The sequence below is a fragment of the Prevotella sp. E15-22 genome, from assembly GCF_023204875.1.
Classification (GTDB): domain Bacteria; phylum Bacteroidota; class Bacteroidia; order Bacteroidales; family Bacteroidaceae; genus Prevotella.
Window position 1 is genome coordinate 2,688,509 of record NZ_CP096247.1, and the last position, 20,495, is coordinate 2,709,003.

General features: G+C 49.8%; 16 protein-coding genes. 6 read left to right on the top strand and 10 right to left on the bottom strand.

The genetic code is table 11. The features are described 5' to 3' along the window. Nucleotide 1: 1 nt before the first annotated feature. The 3 genes from recG (at nt 2) to M1D30_RS11010 (ending at nt 3,818) form a co-directional block, all read left to right on the top strand. The gene (recG, locus tag M1D30_RS11000) at nt 2-2,098 is read left to right on the top strand and encodes an ATP-dependent DNA helicase RecG (protein WP_248503926.1); all 2,097 of its coding nucleotides are present in this window, start codon (nt 2-4) and stop codon (nt 2,096-2,098) included. A 128-nt stretch (nt 2,099-2,226) separates the two neighbouring features. Continuing rightward, nucleotides 2,227-2,814, top strand: a complete 588-nt coding sequence (locus M1D30_RS11005; protein WP_248503927.1) for a C40 family peptidase — start codon at nt 2,227-2,229, stop codon at nt 2,812-2,814. A 53-nt stretch (nt 2,815-2,867) separates the two neighbouring features. Next, entirely contained in the window at nt 2,868-3,818 is a 951-nt protein-coding gene (locus M1D30_RS11010) for a peptidoglycan DD-metalloendopeptidase family protein (protein WP_248503929.1), read from the top strand. Nucleotides 3,819-3,945: 127 nt separating this feature from the next. Here M1D30_RS11010 and M1D30_RS11015 read toward each other — a convergent pair whose 3' ends face one another. From M1D30_RS11015 to hpt, 4 genes are all read right to left on the bottom strand, one after another. Further along, a complete protein-coding gene (locus M1D30_RS11015) occupies nt 3,946-7,314 on the bottom strand; it encodes a carboxypeptidase regulatory-like domain-containing protein (RefSeq protein ID WP_248503931.1) in 3,369 nt (1,122 codons plus the stop codon). Between the two features lie 39 nt (nt 7,315-7,353). Next, nucleotides 7,354-8,523, bottom strand: coding sequence for a GTPase ObgE (gene obgE, locus M1D30_RS11020; RefSeq protein ID WP_248503933.1), 1,170 nt, complete (start codon nt 8,521-8,523; stop codon nt 7,354-7,356). A 42-nt stretch (nt 8,524-8,565) separates the two neighbouring features. Continuing rightward, nucleotides 8,566-9,138 carry an adenylate kinase gene (locus tag M1D30_RS11025; RefSeq protein ID WP_248503940.1) on the bottom strand — a complete coding sequence of 191 codons (573 nt, stop codon included), beginning with the start codon at nt 9,136-9,138 and terminating at the stop codon, nt 8,566-8,568. Between the two features lie 88 nt (nt 9,139-9,226). Further along, on the bottom strand, nt 9,227-9,766 hold the full coding sequence (gene hpt / locus M1D30_RS11030) for a hypoxanthine phosphoribosyltransferase (RefSeq protein WP_248503941.1): 540 nt from the start codon (nt 9,764-9,766) through the stop codon (nt 9,227-9,229). Between the two features lie 88 nt (nt 9,767-9,854). On the opposite strand from hpt, the gene M1D30_RS11035 reads away from it, so the two are divergent. Both M1D30_RS11035 and M1D30_RS11040 read left to right on the top strand, forming a co-directional pair. Next, complete coding sequence (locus tag M1D30_RS11035) at nt 9,855-11,369, top strand: NAD(P)H-hydrate dehydratase (RefSeq protein ID WP_248503942.1); 1,515 nt, start codon at nt 9,855-9,857, stop codon at nt 11,367-11,369. An 18-nt stretch (nt 11,370-11,387) separates the two neighbouring features. Next, entirely contained in the window at nt 11,388-12,467 is a 1,080-nt protein-coding gene (locus M1D30_RS11040; protein ID WP_248503944.1) for a DUF4831 family protein, read from the top strand. A gap of 67 nt (nt 12,468-12,534) precedes the next feature. Here M1D30_RS11040 and M1D30_RS11045 read toward each other — a convergent pair whose 3' ends face one another. From M1D30_RS11045 to M1D30_RS11070, 6 genes are all read right to left on the bottom strand, one after another. Further along, nucleotides 12,535-13,542 (bottom strand): class II fructose-bisphosphate aldolase, encoded by a 1,008-nt coding sequence (locus tag M1D30_RS11045; RefSeq protein ID WP_248503945.1) that lies wholly within the window; start codon nt 13,540-13,542, stop codon nt 12,535-12,537. Between the two features lie 176 nt (nt 13,543-13,718). Then, a complete protein-coding gene (locus tag M1D30_RS11050) occupies nt 13,719-14,936 on the bottom strand; it encodes an ABC transporter permease (RefSeq protein ID WP_248503947.1) in 1,218 nt (405 codons plus the stop codon). A 32-nt stretch (nt 14,937-14,968) separates the two neighbouring features. Then, the gene (locus tag M1D30_RS11055; RefSeq protein ID WP_248503948.1) at nt 14,969-15,724 is read right to left on the bottom strand and encodes an ABC transporter ATP-binding protein; all 756 of its coding nucleotides are present in this window, start codon (nt 15,722-15,724) and stop codon (nt 14,969-14,971) included. 55 nt (nt 15,725-15,779) lie between these two features. Beyond that, a complete protein-coding gene (locus tag M1D30_RS11060; RefSeq protein WP_248503950.1) occupies nt 15,780-16,988 on the bottom strand; it encodes an efflux RND transporter periplasmic adaptor subunit in 1,209 nt (402 codons plus the stop codon). 17 nt (nt 16,989-17,005) lie between these two features. Beyond that, nucleotides 17,006-18,340: a TolC family protein gene (locus M1D30_RS11065; protein ID WP_248503952.1), complete on the bottom strand. Its 1,335-nt coding sequence runs from the start codon at nt 18,338-18,340 to the stop codon at nt 17,006-17,008. A gap of 297 nt (nt 18,341-18,637) precedes the next feature. After that, nucleotides 18,638-19,387 (bottom strand): head GIN domain-containing protein, encoded by a 750-nt coding sequence (locus tag M1D30_RS11070; protein ID WP_248503954.1) that lies wholly within the window; start codon nt 19,385-19,387, stop codon nt 18,638-18,640. 91 nt (nt 19,388-19,478) lie between these two features. Here M1D30_RS11070 and M1D30_RS11075 point away from each other — a divergent pair, with 91 nt between their 5' ends. Then, the gene (locus tag M1D30_RS11075; protein WP_248503955.1) at nt 19,479-20,492 is read left to right on the top strand and encodes a YqiA/YcfP family alpha/beta fold hydrolase; all 1,014 of its coding nucleotides are present in this window, start codon (nt 19,479-19,481) and stop codon (nt 20,490-20,492) included. Nucleotides 20,493-20,495: the final 3 nt, after the last annotated feature.

A 20,495-nucleotide genomic window follows, 5' to 3' on the forward strand; every position in this document is an offset into this window, starting at 1 on the left:
TATGAATATACTCGACCAGGATATCATGTACTTGCCGGGCGTAGGCCCCAACCGCAAGAAGATGCTCAGTAAGGAACTGGGCATCGAAACTTATGGTGACCTGCTGGAGTATTACCCCTATAAATATGTGGACCGTTCGAAGGTTTATACGGTTCATGAACTCACGGGCGACATGCCGTTCGTACAGGTTGTAGGACGTATTCTAAGTTTCGAGACCTTTGAGATGGGACCTCGCAAGGAACGTGTGGTGGCCCATTTCACCGATGGAACAGGCATCATGGACCTGGTATGGTTCAATGGCGGCAAATATGCCAAGCAAAACTACAAGATAGGCACAGAATATCTAGTGTTTGGACGACCTGGCGTCTTCAACAATCGTATACAGGTGCAGCATCCTGATATCGACCTGGCCGAGAAGGTGGAACTCACAGCGATGGGCATGCAGCCTTACTACAACACGACGGAGAAGATGAAGAAGAGTGGGTTGAACTCGCGAGCCATCGAAAAGCTCACAAAGACGCTGATTGGTGTCTTGAAAGACCCATTACCAGAGACCATCCCCGATTTCATCACCACCCCACTCCATCTGATGAACCGAGACCAGGCCTTGCGCAACTTGCATTATCCGCAAGACACAAAAGAGTTAGAACGGGCTCGTGTGCGTATGAAGTTCGAGGAACTCTTCTTTGTCCAACTCAACATACTTCGCTACGCCAGCGACCAACGCCGCAAGTACCGCGGCTATGTTTTCAACCGCATCGGCAATACCTTCAACACGTTCTATCATCAGAACCTTCCCTTCCCCCTTACAGGCGCTCAGAAACGCGTGATGCACGAAATCCGTCAGGACATGTGCTCAGGCAGACAGATGAACCGCTTACTACAAGGCGATGTGGGCAGCGGCAAGACACTTGTAGCCCTAATGACCATGCTCATTGCTCTGGACAACGGCTATCAGGCCTGTATCATGGCGCCTACCGAGATTCTGGCAGAACAACATCTCCAGACCATCAAAGACTTTCTAAAGGATATGCCAGTTAGGGTAGAACTGCTCACGGGCATCGTGAAAGGAAAGAAACGACAAGAGATACTCGACGGTCTGCTCACGGGCGACGTACAGATTCTCGTAGGCACGCATGCCGTCATCGAGGACACAGTACAGTTTGCTCGACTCGGCATGGTGGTCGTCGATGAACAACATCGCTTTGGCGTGGCCCAGCGCGCCAAACTCTGGAGCAAAAGCACCAATCCACCGCATGTTTTGGTGATGACAGCCACTCCAATTCCACGCACACTGGCCATGACTCTTTACGGTGATCTCGACGTCAGCGTCATCGATGAATTGCCGCCAGGTCGCAAACCCATCCGTACTTCGCATGTTTTTGACACGCGCATGACCTCGCTCTACAACGGCATCCGCCAACAGATTAACGAGGGACGTCAAGTGTATATCGTATTCCCCCTTATCGAGGAAAGCGAGAAAATTGATTTGAAAAATCTTGAACAAGGCTTTGAGGTGTTAAGACAAGCCTTCCCGGAGTTCCGACTGAGTAAGGTACATGGCAAAATGAAGGCCAAGGACAAAGAAGAAGAGATGCAGAAGTTCGTCTCGGGCGAGACACAGATACTTGTTGCCACCACCGTTATCGAGGTGGGTGTCAATGTGCCCAACGCCTCTGTCATGGTTATCTTAGAAGCCCAGCGTTTTGGGCTATCACAGCTACATCAGCTACGCGGAAGAGTAGGCCGTGGCGCCGATCAGAGCTTTTGTATCCTCGTCACACCCTACAAGCTCAGCGAGGACACACGCAAACGCATCGATATCATGTGCGAGACTAACGACGGTTTCCGTATTGCTGAAGCCGATCTGAAGTTACGCGGCCCTGGCGACCTAGAGGGAACCCAGCAAAGCGGCATGGCTTTCGATCTAAAAATTGCGGACATTGCACGCGACGGGCAAATTGTTCAGATGGCACGTAATGAGGCTCAAAAGATTATCGACGAAGACCCTATTTGCCAGTCGCCGAAGTATCAATTATTATGGAATCGTCTGCGCGAATTACGTAAGACAAACATCAATTGGTCGGCCATTTCATAGAGTTCACGAGTCAAAAAAGATGTTAACTCTTATTAAATATGTACGTAATACACCTTTTTTCTCATAAATATGTGTTATCTTTGCACTCAATAAAACCGGACCTACCCAAAACGATAAAATAATTGAAGATGATTAAAGTTCTTTTAAGTTCCATTTTGTTCATGTTTACCTCTGTCGTCTACGGACAGAGCAAAGACTCATTGCAAGTTGTTTCAAACGATATTAACGACAGCGAGGAGGTCTTTGAGATTGGCATGGACGAGGAAATTGATAACTTTGACTTCCTCTACACCAACAATGGCGAGATTTTCAATTACGACGAGGTGCTGGTAGACAACCTGATGCAGGAAGCCTACAAGCATATCGGTGCTCGCTATCGCTATGGTAGCAAAGGCCCCAATGCCTTTGACTGTTCTGGTTTCACAAGCTTTGTCTACAAGAAGAGCAACATGAACATTGGTGCATCTTCTCGCGAGCAATACGCCCGCAATATTCCCATTAAGCGCGAAGATCTGCAACCTGGCGACCTGGTATTCTTCACCAGTCCAGGCTCAAGAAGAGGTGTAGGCCACGTGGGTATCGTGGTTGACTACGACCCCATCAGCAATGTCTTCACCTTCATCCACGCCAGCACCAGTTCTGGCGTCAAACTCAGCAAGTCTAGCGAGTCGAACTACGCCCGTCGTTATGTGGGTGCCCGACGCGTTCAGAACTAATGAGTTAAAGAGAGAGAGGAAATAAGATTTAGGAAATAACAAACTTAATGAATATGATACTTAAGAAAATCAAGAGAATAGCACTCGTAGCAATGACATCACTTGCAGTCATTCCTGCCGCAGGTCAGGATCTTCTGGCCAATCAGGCACCCATCGACCGTAAGATGAAAGCCATCGACTCTATCGCCCTCCACCGACTACTCGAGGACGAGATTTACGAGACCTCTGCTACACAGCTCTATACAGACTGGAACAACCAATTCACGGCATTGTCAACTGCACTGCCCGATTCATTTTTGGTTAATCTGCGTGATTTCTGTATGCCCACTCCCAGTCGTGTAGTAACCTCGAACTTCGGTTCACGCTGGGGCCGTCAGCACAAAGGCCTAGACATCAAGGTCTATATCGGCGATACCATTCGTGCCGCCTTCCCCGGTAAGGTACGCATTGTGAAGAACGAAGGCGCACGCAAGGGCTTTGGTAAATACATCGTGATCCGCCATAACAATGGCTTGGAGACCATCTATGGTCACCTGTCAGGATGGTTGGTAACCGAGAACCAGGAGGTACGCGCTGGCGATCCTATCGGTTTGGGTGGCAACACCGGTAAGAGTTTCGGTTCTCACCTGCATTTCGAGACCCGTCTCTGTGGTGTAGCTCTGAACCCCGCCATTATGTTCGATTTCAAGAACCAAGACGTTGTGGCCGACCAATGGATGTTCCGTCGTTCTACTTACAACCAGGAGTCATCACTGGCCACTCGCCTGCGTGGCACCGGTGGTGTTTATCGTGGTGGTGATGATTTAGAGGCTAACATGGGTAAGAGCAAAAGTTCTGGTTCTAATCGCAACAGCGGCAACATACATTTCCACAAGGTACAGAAAGGCGAAACGCTCTCTGCTATCGCTCGTAAGCGTCGTACATCAGTATCTGCCCTGTGCAGTCTGAACGGCATCAAGAAGACCGTAACACTTAAACCTGGTATGATTTTGAAGTACAACTAAAAGATAATAATTACACCTTATTATATATATAATATAAAAAGGCTTCAGGCAAGTGCCTGAAGCCTTTTTATTTGTTGTTAGTAGATAATAAAAGCGAGCGGAGCAATCGCCCCGCTCGCTGCGTATCTTAGTTGAAGAAGTACTTCAGTCCAATCTGCAGACTCCAGCAGTTGCTATAGAACATGTTAGTGTCGTAGGTCTGTGTGGGATACTTACCATTCACCTTGTTCATCGAGTAGACAGGCTTATTCTGAGCATCGCGGCCCTCATACTTCAAGATGCGACCATTGTTACATACATCACTGCTCATGGTGTTACCCCAGTGTGAGTTCAAAAGGTTACCCACGTTCAGGATATCCACAGAAGCCTGGAACTTCTGAACGGTCTTACCAATACGGAATGAGAAGTCCTCTGCCACACGCAGGTCGAAGCGATGACGCCAGGGAGCACGACCGCTGAAGGTCTCAGCATATTCACCCTTATGACTGCGCAGATAGTCATCCTGTTCAACGAAAGCCCAGAAGGCAGCGCGCATCTCCTGATCCTCAATGAAGTTACCCTTTGAATCGAGTTTACCAAGTTGAATTTCATTATCATTAGCAGGGATATACATCAGGTCGAAGGCCAAATTATCACCATTCATATCGTTAGAGTACATAAAGGTGGTACCACTCTCGTATGACTTTGTCGTACTGTTATACGAGGTGTTATAGCCCTTATAGAACAGGTTGATGTGTGTACCCCAAGTCAGGCCCTTCACCTTCACAGGAATGTAGTAACCAACAGAAGCAGTTACCTGGTCGGGGGTAACAAAGGCAGAGCGGATGGGTGAACTGAAGTTAGGACCATCCACCGAGATAACATTCTGCCAAGCAGAAACAGGATCACTACCAGGCAAGCTAGAAACCTCTTTGTTCTCTGTATGTGTATAAGCGGCCATCACATTAAGGTTGGGGATAGGCTCAGCGTTCACCGTGATGTTAGCAGTATAACCATAGCCCTTTGAAGTATTATCCAGCATGATGGCATTCTTACCAACATAATACTCATACTCCTTAGGATAAATCAAACGGTTGTCGGCACCCGAGAAGCGCTCCCAATTAGCAACATCAGCATCCTTCACATTGATGTTCTTCATGTACACCGCGTTGATATTCTTGTTGAAGATAAACTCACCCGTTACACTCAGAGGGAATGATACAGGCATCTGATAGTCAACAGCGATGCTCGACTTCCACACCTGAGGCATTTTGAAGTTATCATATACACCCGAAATCTTTGAACCGGCAATATGGTTCTCATTAGTGGTGGGCACCTCGAAGTACTGCATCAGATCGTTCACTCCCTTGAACTGACCAGCCAAGCCATTCAACTTAGCCTCCACCCAGTCAGAGCTGTGACCGTTTGAATCCACGAACTTCTTATTCTTATAGTCATAGCCAGCATAGTAAGTGGTCTTATTGATATTGGCATTACCAGGTTGGTTGGTGAAGAACACCAAAGGCAGACGACCAGTGAACACACCAGTACCACCACGCACCTTCAGACTCTTATCGCCAAAGACATCCCATGTAAAGCCTACACGAGGCGAAATCTGAATATTATTGCTGGGCCACTTACCAGTGTCAATATGATAGCCATTGAAGTCAAGACCATAGATAGCAGTGTTACGCTCCACATCCTGCTCATCAAACATCAAGTTATCAAAGCGTACGCCATAGGTCAACTTCAGGTTAGGCACCACGTTCCACTCATCCTGCAGATACATGCCAAACTGATTGAAACGTACAGCAGAGGTAGGACTGTCATTACCATTAAATCCATAAGTAAAGACCACAGACTCGGGAGCTGCAGCACCCAGGAACTCATTCAGGTTCTTAAAGCGATACATACCTGTTCCCTCACGGATATACGAGTTGTCGGCAAACTGATGCTCAAAGCTGGCGCCAGCGGTCAACTTATGCGTTCCCAGATAAAGGGTGAAGTTATCCGTCACAGTGTGCACCTTATTCTCCACATGGTTCTTCCACGTAAAGAGCTCGTAGCCCGCACTGATATAAGGCTCCATAGCAGGGTTCGTCGAGGTAGCATCATAATCGTACATAATATCAATGAAGGGGAACTGAGCCGATTCAGAGGTACGCTTAGGATCGCTCATATAAGTATAGGTATAGAGCAACTGGTTGTTGGCCTTCTGACCGAAGCGGCTGTTCAATTCTGCAGAAACAGACTGCACCTTCTTCTCATTGCCATACATACTGTTAGCGAAGATCATCGACTTCGGGCCCACACGGGCACCACTGTGTCTGTAGAAGTAGTCGCCTGTCGACTGGCTAGCACCAGAATAGCCCACGTCCTTCGTGCTGTTATAGCGCACTGCCAGATGATGAGCATCAGTGATATTCCAGTCAATACGTGCCAGAATCTTCTCGTTCGTCTGGTCGGCAGGGAAGCTGTTCCATGAACCAGTCTCGTATCCAAAGTTATTCAGCAGATAGTCATGCACATTTCTCATGTCACTTGCCAACACATTTGAAACTACGCCACCAGCGGCCTCACCATCCTCACGAGGACGATACTTAATAACCTGACCTGGTGTCTTCTCGTATTCGTAATTAGCAAAGAAGAACAACTTATTCTTAATGATTGGGCCACCCAGTGTGAAGCCATACACATTCTTTCTGTCCTCAGCACGTGCACCTAAGTCCTCACCATTAATCTTATTACCACGCATGTGCTCGTTGCGGAAGTAAGTATAGGCAGTACCTTTGAAAGTGTTCGTACCACTCTTTGTGATAGCATTAACACCACCGCCAATGAAGTTGGTCTGACGCACGTCATAAGGAGCGATAACCACCTGTACCTCCTCAATAGCATCGAGCGAGATTGGGCTGCCGCCACCGGGCAGACCGTCGTTCAGGCCGAAGTTATTATTGAAGTTAGCACCGTCCACAGTAAAGTTACTCATCTTACCGTTAGCACCTGCAAAGCTCATGCCGCCACCAGAATAAGGAGAGATCCTTGCGATGTCGGTAATACTGCGGCTAATCATAGGCATCGACATCAACTGAGCATTGCTGATGTTGGTCGAGGCACCAGTCTTCTCAGCAGCAAACTTCGAGGCACGACCACTGACCACAACCTCTTTCAGGTCGGTAGCATTTTCCGACAGCCACACATCAAGGTTGTAGGTCTCACCCAGTTGCAGGGTGATGCCCTTCATCGTTTTAGACTGGTAACCGATGTACGAAACCGTCACATTGTACGGACCACCGGTACGCATGCCCTGAATGGCAAAACGTCCATTCACATTCGTCACTGCGGTGTAGCGCGTACCCGAAGGTTCGTGCAGCACAATCACCGTGGCGCCGATGATTTCTTCTCGACTATCTTGAACAGAGACCTTACCGGCCATGCTCGCAGTAGTCACCTGTGCCACCACCGACAACGTTGTTGTCAGCAGCATGGCCATCAGAAAGAATAGTTTCTTCTGCATAAACATGTTTTTTTAAATTAGATTTAATATATAGTTATCTTAGTCTTCGTTTTCGTCTTCGTCATATTCGAAGTCCTCGAGATCGTCAACATCCTCAACGTCAACATACTCGATATCCTCGTCCTCACCCTCATCTTCCAGTTCCTGGGCAAAGACCGTCATGTCCTTGTCGCGATGCACCAGCGAGTCCTCACTGGTAATAGCCTGCAACTTATTACTCTCAGCATTCAGTTCACGCCAGAGCACATCTTTCAGTTCCTCCAGTCCAAAGCCCGTCACTGCCGAGATAAACACCACGGGCAAGTCCTTAGGCAATGTTTCCTTGAGCATCTCAATGAGTTCCTCGTCCAGCAAGTCACACTTCGTCACTGCCAGCACACGATGTTTGTCAAGCATCTCGGGGTTAAACTGCTTCAGCTCATTCAGCAGTATCTCATATTCGCGTTTGATGTCATCAGTGTCACCAGGCACCATGAACAACAGCAGCGAGTTGCGTTCGATATGACGCAGGAAGCGCAGACCCAGGCCCTTACCTTCCGAGGCGCCCTCGATGATACCGGGGATATCGGCCATCACAAACGACTTTCCATCTCTATAGCCCACAATGCCCAACGAAGGCTCCATTGTGGTAAAGGGATAGTTGGCAATCTTCGGACGGGCGTTGCTCAGCGCACTCACCAGCGTTGATTTACCAGCATTAGGGAATCCCACCAAACCAACGTCGGCCAGCAATTTCAGCTCCAGGATGATGGTCATCTCCTGCATAGGCTCGCCTGGCTGCGCATAGCGTGGTGCCTGATTGGTGGCCGAGCGGAACTGGAAGTTACCCAGTCCGCCTCGTCCGCCTTTCAGCAATAGTACTTCTTGTCCATCGTAGGTCACGTCACACACATACTTACCAGTCTCGGCATTATACACCACCGTACCGCAGGGCACATCGATATAGATGTCCTTGCCATCGGTACCGTGGCACTTATCGCGTCCACCGTTGCCGCCATGCTCTGCAAAAATATGGCGCTCATATTTCAAATGCAGCAGTGTCCAGTAGTTGTGGTTACCACGCAGGATGATGCTACCACCCTTTCCTCCGTCACCACCGTCTGGGCCGCCATTAGGGTTATACTTCACATGACGCAGATGCATGCTACCCTTACCGCCCTTACCCGAGCGGCACATAATCTTGACGTAATCTACGAAGTTACTTTCCATACTTAATTTTTGCCAGGACTACCTAGAGTTGCCTAGGATATCCTAGATATTATCTACTACGTTGCAAATATCACCAAAGATACGGTCCAGTTCACCCAAGCCGTCAATATGATGATGCAAGCCTTCCTTAGCATACCACTCAATGAGGGGCTGTGTCTGAGAGTGATAAACCACCAGGCGTTTCTTGATGGTCTCTTCGTTATCATCGGCACGACCGCTCTGCTGTCCACGCAGGATCAGGCGCTTCATCAGCTCATCCTCAGGCACATCAAGTTCAATCATGGCAGCCACCTTATCGCCACGCTCGTTGAGCATAGCCTTCAGGGCCTCTGCCTGTGGAATGGTGCGAGGAAAGCCATCAAAGATGACACCCTTATGTTCACGACCGAAAGAGTCATAGACCGAAGCCAGAATGCTTACCATCAACTCATCGGGAATCAGCTGACCGTTGTCAATAAACTGCTTAGCTGTCTTACCCAGCTCAGTGCCGTTCTTAATCTCTGCACGCAGCACGTCACCGGTCGAGATATGGTTCAGTCCATACTTTTCAATCAACTTGTCGCTCTGGGTTCCCTTGCCTGAGCCGGGAGCACCGAAAATCACAATATTCTTCATTTTTAATCCAGTTATTTTTATTTGGTTATCCTTAATCTCTTTTCCTTATTTTTGTCTCGAAACGCTCCTAATATCAGGACCCCTTTCATCATTCTTCCACCAGCGTATACAGGTCTTTTAGTCCACGTCCCTGCTGATCGTAGTCCAAGCCATAGCCCAGGATGAAGTCATTAGGAATCTCGAAGGCCACATAGTCCAACTTGATATCCTCTTTCAACTTCTCAGGTTTGAAGAACAGTGTACACACATGCACCGAGGCAGGATTGCGGGTGCCCAGCGAGTCAATCATCTGTCGGATAGTGAGTCCACTCTCCACAATATCCTCAAGAATAATTACCGTACGTCCAGTCAAACTCTCGTTAATACCCAGCACCTCCTTAATCTTACCAGTAGACATAGTGCCCTGATAAGAGGCCAGTTTAACAAATGAAATTTCACAGGGGATGGTCATCTCGCGCATCAAGTCGGCAGCGAAGATGAAAGCGCCGTTAAGTACTGCCAAGAACAGGGGATTCTTTCCCTCCATATCTTTAGAAATCTGCTGAGCCAGTTCCTTAACGCGAGCTTTAATTTGTGCCTCTGGCATCGACGTCTCAAACGTCTTGTCCAGTATTTTAACTCTACTCATAGACAATTATGATATTTTGATGCAAAATTACAAAAAAAATCCCAAAAAAGGCTATAGATTACCAATTATTTCGTATTTTTGCATCGTTATGAAAATTTTCACCCGTACACAGATACAAGAACTCGATAATTATACCATTGAGCACGAGCCAATCAAGTCTATCGATCTCATGGAGAGAGCATCCCGTGCCATCACGAATGCCATCACAGACAGATGGACACCCAATGTGCCCGTGGTCGTCTTTGCAGGACCGGGAAACAACGGTGGCGATGCTTTGGCCGTGGCACGCATGCTCATAGACCAAAACTATCAGGTACAGACCTATCTCTTCAACATCACTGGGCATCTGTCCGAGGGCTGCGCAGCCAACAAGGAACGCCTCTGCAGCACAAGGGGCAATGCCCTGTTCACTGAGGTCACACAAGAGTTTGATCCGCCCCGTCTTGAGAAGGGCATGCTGGTGGTCGACGGTCTATTTGGATCAGGACTCAACAAGCCATTGGCAGGAGGTTTTGCTTCTTTGGTAAAATACATCAACTCGTCTAATGCTCAGGTAGTTAGCATTGACGTTCCTTCGGGTTTGATGACAGAGGACAACACGTATAACGTGCGTGCCAACATCATCAAAGCCACCCTGACACTAACATTACAACAAAGAAAACTCTCGTTTCTATTTGCCGAAAACCAACAGTTCATTGGTGAACTGAAAATACTCGATATTCGACTGAGTAAGGAGGGCATCGAGAAGATAGAAGCGCAATACACCACCATCGAGGACAAGGACATCTACCCCATTCTCAAGCCACGCGATCCCTTTGCCCACAAAGGCACAATGGGACATGCACTTTTGGTGGCAGGCAGCTATGGCATGGCTGGCGCAGCCGTCTTGGCCACTCAGGCCTGCATACGTTCAGGAGCAGGTAAGGTGACGGTACACACACCCAAGCGCAATGTTCAGATTCTGCAGACGACAACACCTGAGGCCATCCTCCATACCGACCGCGAGGAGACGTTCTTCTCAGAAGCTATGGCTACTGACGATTATCAGGCACTGGGTATCGGCCCTGGTCTTGGCACCACCGAGCAGACCAGCATCGCCATGATTGCGCAGATACGCCGCGCACAATGTCCAGTGGTGGCCGATGCCGACGCACTTAACATCCTGGGCACACGTCACGCCTGGATGCAGCAACTGCCCAAAGGCATCATCCTAACGCCCCACCCCAAGGAACTCGACCGCATGGAGGGACAAAGCCTCGACAGTTACGAGCGACTGACCAAAGCGCGCCAACTGGCCGAGAAACTGCAGGGTTACATCATCCTCAAGGGTCATTACACAGCCATCTGCATGCCCGATGGCCATGTAGCGTTCAACACCACTGGTAATGCAGGCATGGCCACAGCCGGTAGCGGCGACGTACTCACAGGCATTCTCACTGGTCTTCTGGCACGTGGCTATCAGCAGCGCGAGGCATGTCTGTTAGGAGTCTATCTGCATGGCTTGGCAGGCGACCTGGCTGCACGCGAGTTGGGCGAAGAGAGTCTCATTGCCAGCGACATCATCCGCTTCCTGCCCAAGGCATTTTTAAAGGTAAAAAAATAAAAAAGTAACGAATAAAAGATGAGAAAGTTATTTTTCATGCTGATTAGCATGGCGTTATGCGGAACAACAAACGCCCAGACGCAACTTACAGAATATCAACCAGGAGTTACCCCTGAGGGAGCCGTCTATTTCCTACCAAAGACAGCCATCCGCATTAATCTGCTGGTAGAGAAGACCACTTATAAGCCCGGCGATTTCTCGGCCTATGCCCAACGCTACATGCGCTTGAACAATGTTAGTCAGGAGGCCAATACCCAATACCGCATCATCAACATCAAACTGATGCCTGTTGGTGTGGCCGACTCAACCAAGGCCTATGCGCTGAAATTCAACCCGAAGACAGTGGCAGCCAATGTGGCGCTGGCAGAAGATGGTCGACTTCTGGCCATCAATGCCGATCCCAAAGCCGAGCAGCCCACCATGCCCTTTGTACCCCAGAAAAAGAAAAAACGCATGGAGCCGCGCCAGCTGATGAATCAAGATATCCTCTCTGCTGGCAGCACAGCCAAGATGGCAGAACTCACAGCACGCGAAATCTATGACATTCGTGAAAACCGCAACCTACTCATCAAGGGACAGGCCGACTTCATGCCAAAGGACGGCGCACAACTCCAACTGATGCTTAACCAATTGAACGAGCAGGACGCAGCCCTGACAAGCATGTTCAAGGGCACTTACGACTGCGACACTACCGAGCATACACTCACCATCTGCCCCGACGGCCCATTTAACCGTCAGTTGCTGTTTCGCCTCTCACAGGTCAATGGTCTGGTAGACGCCGATGACCTCTCGGGCGCGCCCTTCTATGTCACCGTTGAGGACCTGAACACCGTACCCCCTGTCGACGAGGAGGCTGCTGCCAAGACCAAGAAGAAGGCATTCGAAGCAGGTGTCTATGTCAACGTCCCAGGCCGCATGCGTATCTCGCTCTTCCAGGGCATCAACAACATCCTCACCACAGAGCAACCTGCAGCGCAGTTCGGCAACGTCGAGCTTCTCAGCGGCGAACTCTTCAACAAGCGTTACACCACACATCTCTGGCTGAATCCCATCACCGGAGCTGTCGACCGCTTAGATTGCGAGCAACCAACGAAGTAAAGATAAACACACAAAAAAAAATCCCTGCCGATTGGCAGGGATTTTTTTATAATCGTTTTCTAACGAATTAGCACTGAGCGAGTTTGCCGTCAGAACCGAGCACATTCACAATCTTGTGGATGTACATCTTCTTCATGTTCTCACGAGCGGGCTTCAGGTACTGGCGAGGATCGAAGTGATCGGGGTGCTCAGCCAGGTACTGACGGATAGCAGCAGTCATAGCCAGACGAGAGTCAGAGTCGATGTTGATCTTGCAAACAGCGCTCTTAGAAGCCTCGCGGAGCTGCTCCTCGGGGATACCTACAGCGTCGGGCAGGTTACCACCGAACTTGTTGATGGTGTCAACCTCGTCCTGAGGAACTGAAGATGATCCGTGCAGAACGATGGGGAATCCAGGAAGTTTCTTCTCGATCTCGTGCAGAACGTCGAATGCGAGTGGGGGAGGAACGAGCTTACCAGTCTTGGGGTCACGTGTGCACTGCTCGGGCTTGAATTTGTAAGCACCGTGTGAAGTACCGATAGAGATGGCCAGAGAGTCGCAACCTGTGCGTGTAGCGAAGTCGATAACCTCCTCAGGCTTGGTGTAGTGAGACTCCTCAGCTACAACCTCATCCTCAACACCAGCGAGCACACCGAGCTCAGCCTCAACAGTTACATCGTACTGGTGAGCGTAGTCAACAACCTTCTTGGTCAGGGCGATGTTCTCCTCGTAGGGCAGTGAAGAACCGTCAATCATAACGCTTGAGAAGCCCATGTCGATACAATCCTTACAGAGCTCGAAGGTGTCACCGTGGTCAAGGTGCAGAACAATCTCAGGATGCTCACAGCCGAGCTCCTTAGCATAAGCTACAGCACCCTCAGCCATGTAGCGCAGGATAGTAGCGTTAGCATAGTTGCGAGCGCCCTTAGAAACCTGCATGATAACTGGAGACTTTGTCTCAACGGCAGCCTGTACGATAGCCTGCATCTGCTCCATAGTGTTGAAGTTGAAAGCGGGGATAGCATAGCCACCGGCTACTGCTCTCTTAAACATCTCGCGAGTATTTACGAGACCCAAATCCTTGTAGTTTACCATAATAATTATAAGTTAAATATTTAACGTTTGTTTTTTACTGCGCGCAAAGTTACAAAAAAAAGCGAAGAGTGAAGAGCGAAGCATGAAGAAATTGCTCCCACCCTACCGTTTTTTCATGTTTATTTGCAATGGCAACGCACTCATCATCTGATTTTGCAAAACACACTTTGCATTAATTACTCGTGACGAATGGCCTCGATGGGGTCCATATTGGCTGCTTTCTGGGCAGGGATATAGCCGAAGAGCACGCCAATGAACACGCACACCAGGAACGACACATAGATAGACCAGGCGGGCACACTGCTGGGCATGCCGAAGGCCGACACGAATTCGCTGGCTCCAACACCCACAATCACGCCGATGAGACCACCCGTGACGGAGATCATCACCGACTCAATGAGGAACTGGAGCGAGATAACGGGACCTGTGGCACCTACGGCCATACGCAGACCAATCTCCTTGGTACGCTCAGTGACACTCACCAGCATGATGTTCATGATGCCGATACCAGCCACCAACAACGAGAAAGCTGCTGCCACCACGAGGATGATGGTCACGGTGTCCATCGTCGACGACATGGTCTCCATCATCTCGGCCTGAGAACGGATGGTGAAGTCATCCACGGCCTCAGCCTTCAACTTATGATTATCGCGCAGCATCTGGGTAAGTTCCTCAATGGCAGCATCCGACAGTTCCTCAGTGATGGCCGAGCACACGATACTCGAGAAATAGGTCTGGGCAGCAATACGCTTCATCACCGTGGTATAAGGGGCCACGATGACGTTATCCTGGTCCATGCCCCATGAGTTGTAGCCCTTCGACTTCAGCACACCCACAATACGCATGGGAATACTTTTAAAGCGGATGGTCTTGCCCACAGGGTCTACACTCTCGCCAAAGAGTTCCTTGACGACCGTGGCACCCACCACACACACCTTGGCAGCCTTCTTAATATCTTCCTCGGTGAAGCAATCGCCTTCCTCCACGGGCCACTGCTTGATGTCGAGGTAGTCGATAGACTCGCCATACATCGACGTGTTAGTGTTGTTATTGCCATAGATAGCCTGACCACTGGCAGTGACCTCGGGTGACACCTTCGTCACAAACTTCTTCTCGCGGATGATGCGCTGATAGTCGGCCATCTTCAGGGTCTGCATAGCCGACGGATCCTGACGTACACCGCCACGCATATCAGCACCAGGACGGATGGTCAGCAAGTTGGTACCCATGGTAGACAGCTCAGTACGAATGCTCTCCTTGGAGCCCTGACCAATGCTCATCATGATGATCACCGCAGCCACACCGATGATGATGCCCAGCATCGAGAGGAACGAGCGCATCTTATTGTTGGCCACGGCCTTCAGGCTCACTTTGAATAAGTTTAATATATTCATCTTCTTACTTCTTACATCTTACATCAGACTTCTCAGTCATCATTCAGCACAGGCAGCGCGGCCAAAGCCTCCGCTGCCGACTTAATATTCTCATTGTACGTGTCCTCACGAATCTTACCGTCGCGCAGGTTGATGTTCCTACTGGCATACTCGGCAATCTCAGGGTTGTGGGTCACGAAGATGATAGTGTGACCCTTGCGATAGAGTTCCTGGAAGAGCACCAGCATCTCGAACGAAGTACGCGTGTCGAGGTTACCCGTGGCCTCATCGGCCAAGAGTACAGCAGGATCGTTGACCAGTGCACGGGCAATAGCCACGCGCTGCATCTGACCACCCGACATCTGATTCGACTTATGATAGAGACGATCGCCCAAGCCTACGTCCTGCAGCGCCTTGATGGCACGCTCACGACGCTCCGTAGCCGACACCTCCGAGTTGTACATCAGAGGCAGCTCCACGTTCTCGATGGCTGTGGTCTTAGCCAGCAGGTTATAGTTCTGAAACACGAAACCAATCTTGCGGTTACGCAAACGGGCGCGCTGTGTCTTCGACATCTCACGCACAGAGATACCATCCAGATAATACTCACCACTGGTGGGGGTATCGAGGCAGCCCAACTGGTTGAGCAGGGTCGACTTACCCGAGCCAGAGGTACCCTGGATGGTAACGAACTCGCCCTCGTAGATCTTGAACGAAACGCCACGGAGGGCCTTCACCGTCTCGCTGCCCACCTTGAAATAGCGCTTGACGTTATCCAATTCAATAACTACTTTCTTATCTTCATTCATATTGTTGTTTCTTTCTACTCCCCTCCCTCGCAGGGAGGGGTTGGGGGAGAGTCTGTTACTTCTTAGGTTGCTGACTAGCACCGCCTTGCTGCTGACGGTTGTTCTGTCGTGGACGCGGCATGAAGGGATTCTGTGCCTGCTGCTGTCCTGCAGGTTCCTCACCACCGCTGATGGTGAAGTCCACCAACACCTCGGTACCCTCCTTGATGCCACTGACAATCTCGGTGAGAACACCATTAGTGGTTCCTGTCTCCACAGCATGGGCCTTAAAGACATTACCCTCGAGGGTCCACACCTTGACGGGAGCCTCCACATCCTCAATCGTCTGTCCCTCGTGAAGCAGAGCCTCGTTAGGCATAAAGCGCAACGCCTTGGCAGGAGCCGTGAGCACATCGTTCTTCTCGAGTGTAAAGATGGTGACGTTGGCCGTGAGACCTGGCTTCAACTTCAGCTCGTTGTTGGGAGCCGAGATAACCACCTCGTAGGTCACCACATTACTCTCGGTGGTTGCCTGCTGACGCACCTGAGTCACCTGTCCCTCAAACTGATCATCAGGGAAGGCATCCACAGTGAAGGTCACACGCTGACCCTCCTTCACACCACCAATGTCAGCCTCGTCGATATCAGCAATCACACGCATGTCGGTCAAATCCTGTGCAATGGTAAAGAGCTCAGGGGTGTTAAACGAAGCAGCCACGGTCTGTCCCTCCTCCACTGCTTTCGACAGCACCACGCCATCGATAGGACTGGTGATAGTGGCATAGCCCAGGTTGGTCTGTGCCTTCTGCACACTCTGTGTAGAGGTAACCACCTGCTCCTTGGCCTTGAGGTACGACAGCTTTGCCGTCTCATATTCATCAGCACTCACCAAACCTTTATTATATAGGGTCTGATAGCGGTTAAAGTTGGTCTGTTCGTAGTTCAGCGTACTCTGTGCCGACGACAGGTTAGCCTGCGCCGTCTTCAGCTCACTGGTCAGGTTTGTCTTGTCGAGCTCGGCAATCACCTGTCCCTTCTTCACCACCGAGTTATAGTCCACATAGAGTTTCGACACGATACCGCTGACCTGCGTACCCACGGTAACGCTGGTCACAGGTTCGATGGTGCCGGTGGCGGTGATGGTGGTCTGTATGTTACCCTTAGTCACCTGGGCGGTCTCAAACTCTACCTTCTGTTCCTTCTTGCCGCCCGAAAGGAACTGATAAGCGACGATACCAATGACAGCAACGACTGCCACGATAATCCAAATCTTCTTATTTTTCATATCTCTTGCTTTTTTATTTACTTCTTGAAATCACCCTGATAGAACTTCAGCAACTGCTGGTTCAGGATGGTCTGATATTTAGACTGCAGTTTGTTCTGCTGGGCATTGAGCAACTTATCCTTGCCGTTCATCAGTTCAATGATATTCGTAAGACCCAAGTTAAACTTCTCCTCCAGCAAGTCATAACTCATCTGCTCACTCTCCACGGTGGTCAGGGCAGCACGGAAACGCTGCTGATTGGTGTTGGCATCCTGCCAGAAGCCCTCGATGGTCTGATAGAGCGTCTTCTGCTGATCCTGCAGGTCCAACTGAGCCTGCTGCTGCTGAATTTTCGCCTTGTTCACCGATGTCTTCGTCTGACGGGCATCAAAGATGGGAATACTCAGTGTCAGTCCAGCCTGTGTGTTCACGTTGGTCTTCATCTGATTGCCCCAGCCATTGGCCGACAGAGAGTTGGTACTGGTAGAGACGCCGCCAGTCATATTAAGCGTGGGCAGGTAGCCTGCCTTCGATATCTTCAGGTTCAGGCCGCTACTCTCAATGGCCAGTCGCGAACTCTCAATCTCCGGACGGGTGATGAGCGCCTGCTGATACACATCCTGAAGCACGGGAATATCACTCAGTGCCTGCGCATCGGTAGTCTCAGGGATTACCACGTCGAACGACTCATCGCCAGTGAGTTCCAGCAACTGCTTCAGCTGCAACTTATAGTTGGCCAACTGCGCCTGTGCATCCACCACATTATATTCATCGGTGGCACGCTGGGCCGTGAGCTGGGCCAGGTCGGCCTTCGACATCTTACCCACCTCGAGCATCTCGCGTCCACGCTCCTCGTTCTTCTTACTCGTTTCCAAGCTGGCCTTACTTACCTTGATACTCTCGTCCAGATAGAGTATCTGCACATAGATCTGAGCAATGCGCTCCATGATATTGTTGGCCGTCTCGTCCACCTGCAACTCAGCCTGTTTCTCAGACAACTTATTCAGTTTCAGGCTGTTGTAGTTCTTGTTACCATTCCAAACCGTCCACTGCGCATTCAGGTTATACGACCCATTGTGATAGGTCTTGTCCACCTTCGTGTTCACTGTGCCATTGGTCACCGTTGTCGTTCCAGCATCCTGCCAGGGGCGATAGCCCAGACTCTGATTAGCCGACGCACTGACCGAGGGCAACAAATTGCCCTTGGCACCTTTCACATCCTCAGCCGCCGATTGTTGCTGCAGCCGGGCCTTTTGCAACGTGATATTGTTCTGCATGGCATGATCCAGACAATCCTGAAGCGTCCATTTCTTCTGAGCCGAAACAGCCGATGCCATCAACGCCACAAACACGAATATTACATACTTTCTCATATTATTCTTAATAAAACTGGTGCAAAGTTAAGAAGTTTTCTTGAATATAAAGCTAACTCCAAAATTAAAAAAACACAAAAAAAGATAATAAAAAAGGGTCACCGCTGTGACCCAACCTTTGTTAACCTTAAATCTAATACTATGAAAAACACGATGCAAAGATAGGGTGTTTTGCTTACAGTTACAAACTTTTTTGCTCGTTTTTCTTATAATTCGAACAATAATTGATTTATATCAAGTTAAAACAAACACCCTTAGGTGTAAAAACTACCTATACACTTTGCATAAATATATTCATCATAGCTCAGAAATTTTTCCCACACCACTCTCGTTAAGCTTCTTTACGCTAGGATTACCAGCATATTTCAGTGAGCCAACACCGCTCACCGTAGCCTTCAGAGTATCAGACGCATAGCACTCAATACCACCCACGCCACTCACCTCGCCTTTCACACGACGGGCCTTCATGCCGCTGGCATCAATGCTGCCCACGCCCGAGCACTCCAGGTTAAGCCATGTGGTCACGCCATGCAGGGTGATGCCACCCACGCCAGAGCAGTCCACTGCCAACTTCTCTGTGTGCAGACCACGCATCTTGATGCCACCTACACCCGAGTTTTCCACCTTCAGCAGTCTGCTCTTCAAGCTGTCCACCACCACCGTGGCAACGCCTGAGTTCTCCAGCTCGCGCAGCGAGGGGGTATAGATGGTGATATGAATGTCACGATCCTCAAGTGTGAAGTTAGGCATATGACTATCATATTCCACCTCCAACTCCTGGTCGTTCACCTCACATTCAAAGAAATCCATATAGTTCTCAGGAGCCGACAGCACCACGCGATAGTCGCCAGCCACACTCTGCACCACCTTCACATGACCCACCACATCGATGTCCACCTTATCAAAAGACGACATCGTCAGTTCCTTTTCGGTAATCGTCTTACTCGCCTCAAGCAACTTGCCTTTCGTCATCTTAATATCCACACACGACATGCAAAACAAGAACACAGAACAGAGTGTCAAAACAGTAACTTTCTTCATAATCATACTTTTTTAGTTATTTACTTTATCCGTTAGACGCAAAAAACACGTTAATTGTTGCACCGGAAGCAAAAAAAAAGTAACTTTGCCGTCAATTATGGAACAAACAAACCAATACGTCAAACAATTCCCTGAGTTGATGAAGGGAAAAACCGTGATGTATCTTCACGGATTCGGCAGCAGCGGACAGAGTGGCACGGTGACACGCCTGCGCACCATCCTGCCCAACGCCAACGTCATTGCACCCGACCTTCCCATCCATCCCACTGAGGCACAGGCTCTGTTGAAAGAACTTTGCGCCAAAGAGCAGCCCCATCTCATTCTGGGCACATCGATGGGTGGCATGTATACCGAACAGCTGTACGGCTACGACCGCATCTGCATGAACCCGGCCCTCTGCCTGTCCGACACCATGCAGCAACATGGCATGACAGGCACGCAGACCTTTCAGAACCCACGTCTGGACGGCGTGCAGCAGTTCTATGTCGACAAGGCCCTGGTAAAGGAATACCGACAGGTGAGCGAACAGCGCTTTTCAGGACTCGAAGGCCTCAGCGACGAGGAACTGGAGAAAGAGAAGAACCGCGTCTATGGTCTCTTTGGCGACAAGGACGATCTGGTAGATACCTTCGACATGTTTCGCGAGTGCTACCCCAAGGCCGCCCATTTCCATGGAGAGCACCGCATGGACGACCGCTCCTTCATGCATGCCGTCGTACCCGTCATCCGCTGGATCGACGACCAACAGGAGAACCGTCAGCGCCCTATTATATATATAGGTATAGAGACCCTCGTCGATGCCTACAACAAGCCCAACAGCAGCAGTCAGAAAGCCATCCGACTCCTCATCGAGCACTATCAGGTGTATTTTGTTTGCGAAGACAGCTACCCAACAGAAAACCGATGGGGACAGTGGCTGGAGGAGTATATCAACGTGCCCGCCTGGCGCCACACCGTCTATACCCATCGTCGCGACCTGCTCTATGGCGACTACCTGATCAGTAAAAGAAAAGAGGGCGACACGATGGCCACCCTCTTAGAGTATGGTTCCGACACGTTCAAGACGTGGGAAGATATCATTGAGTATTTCTCACGACTCGGCGGACAGTAAACA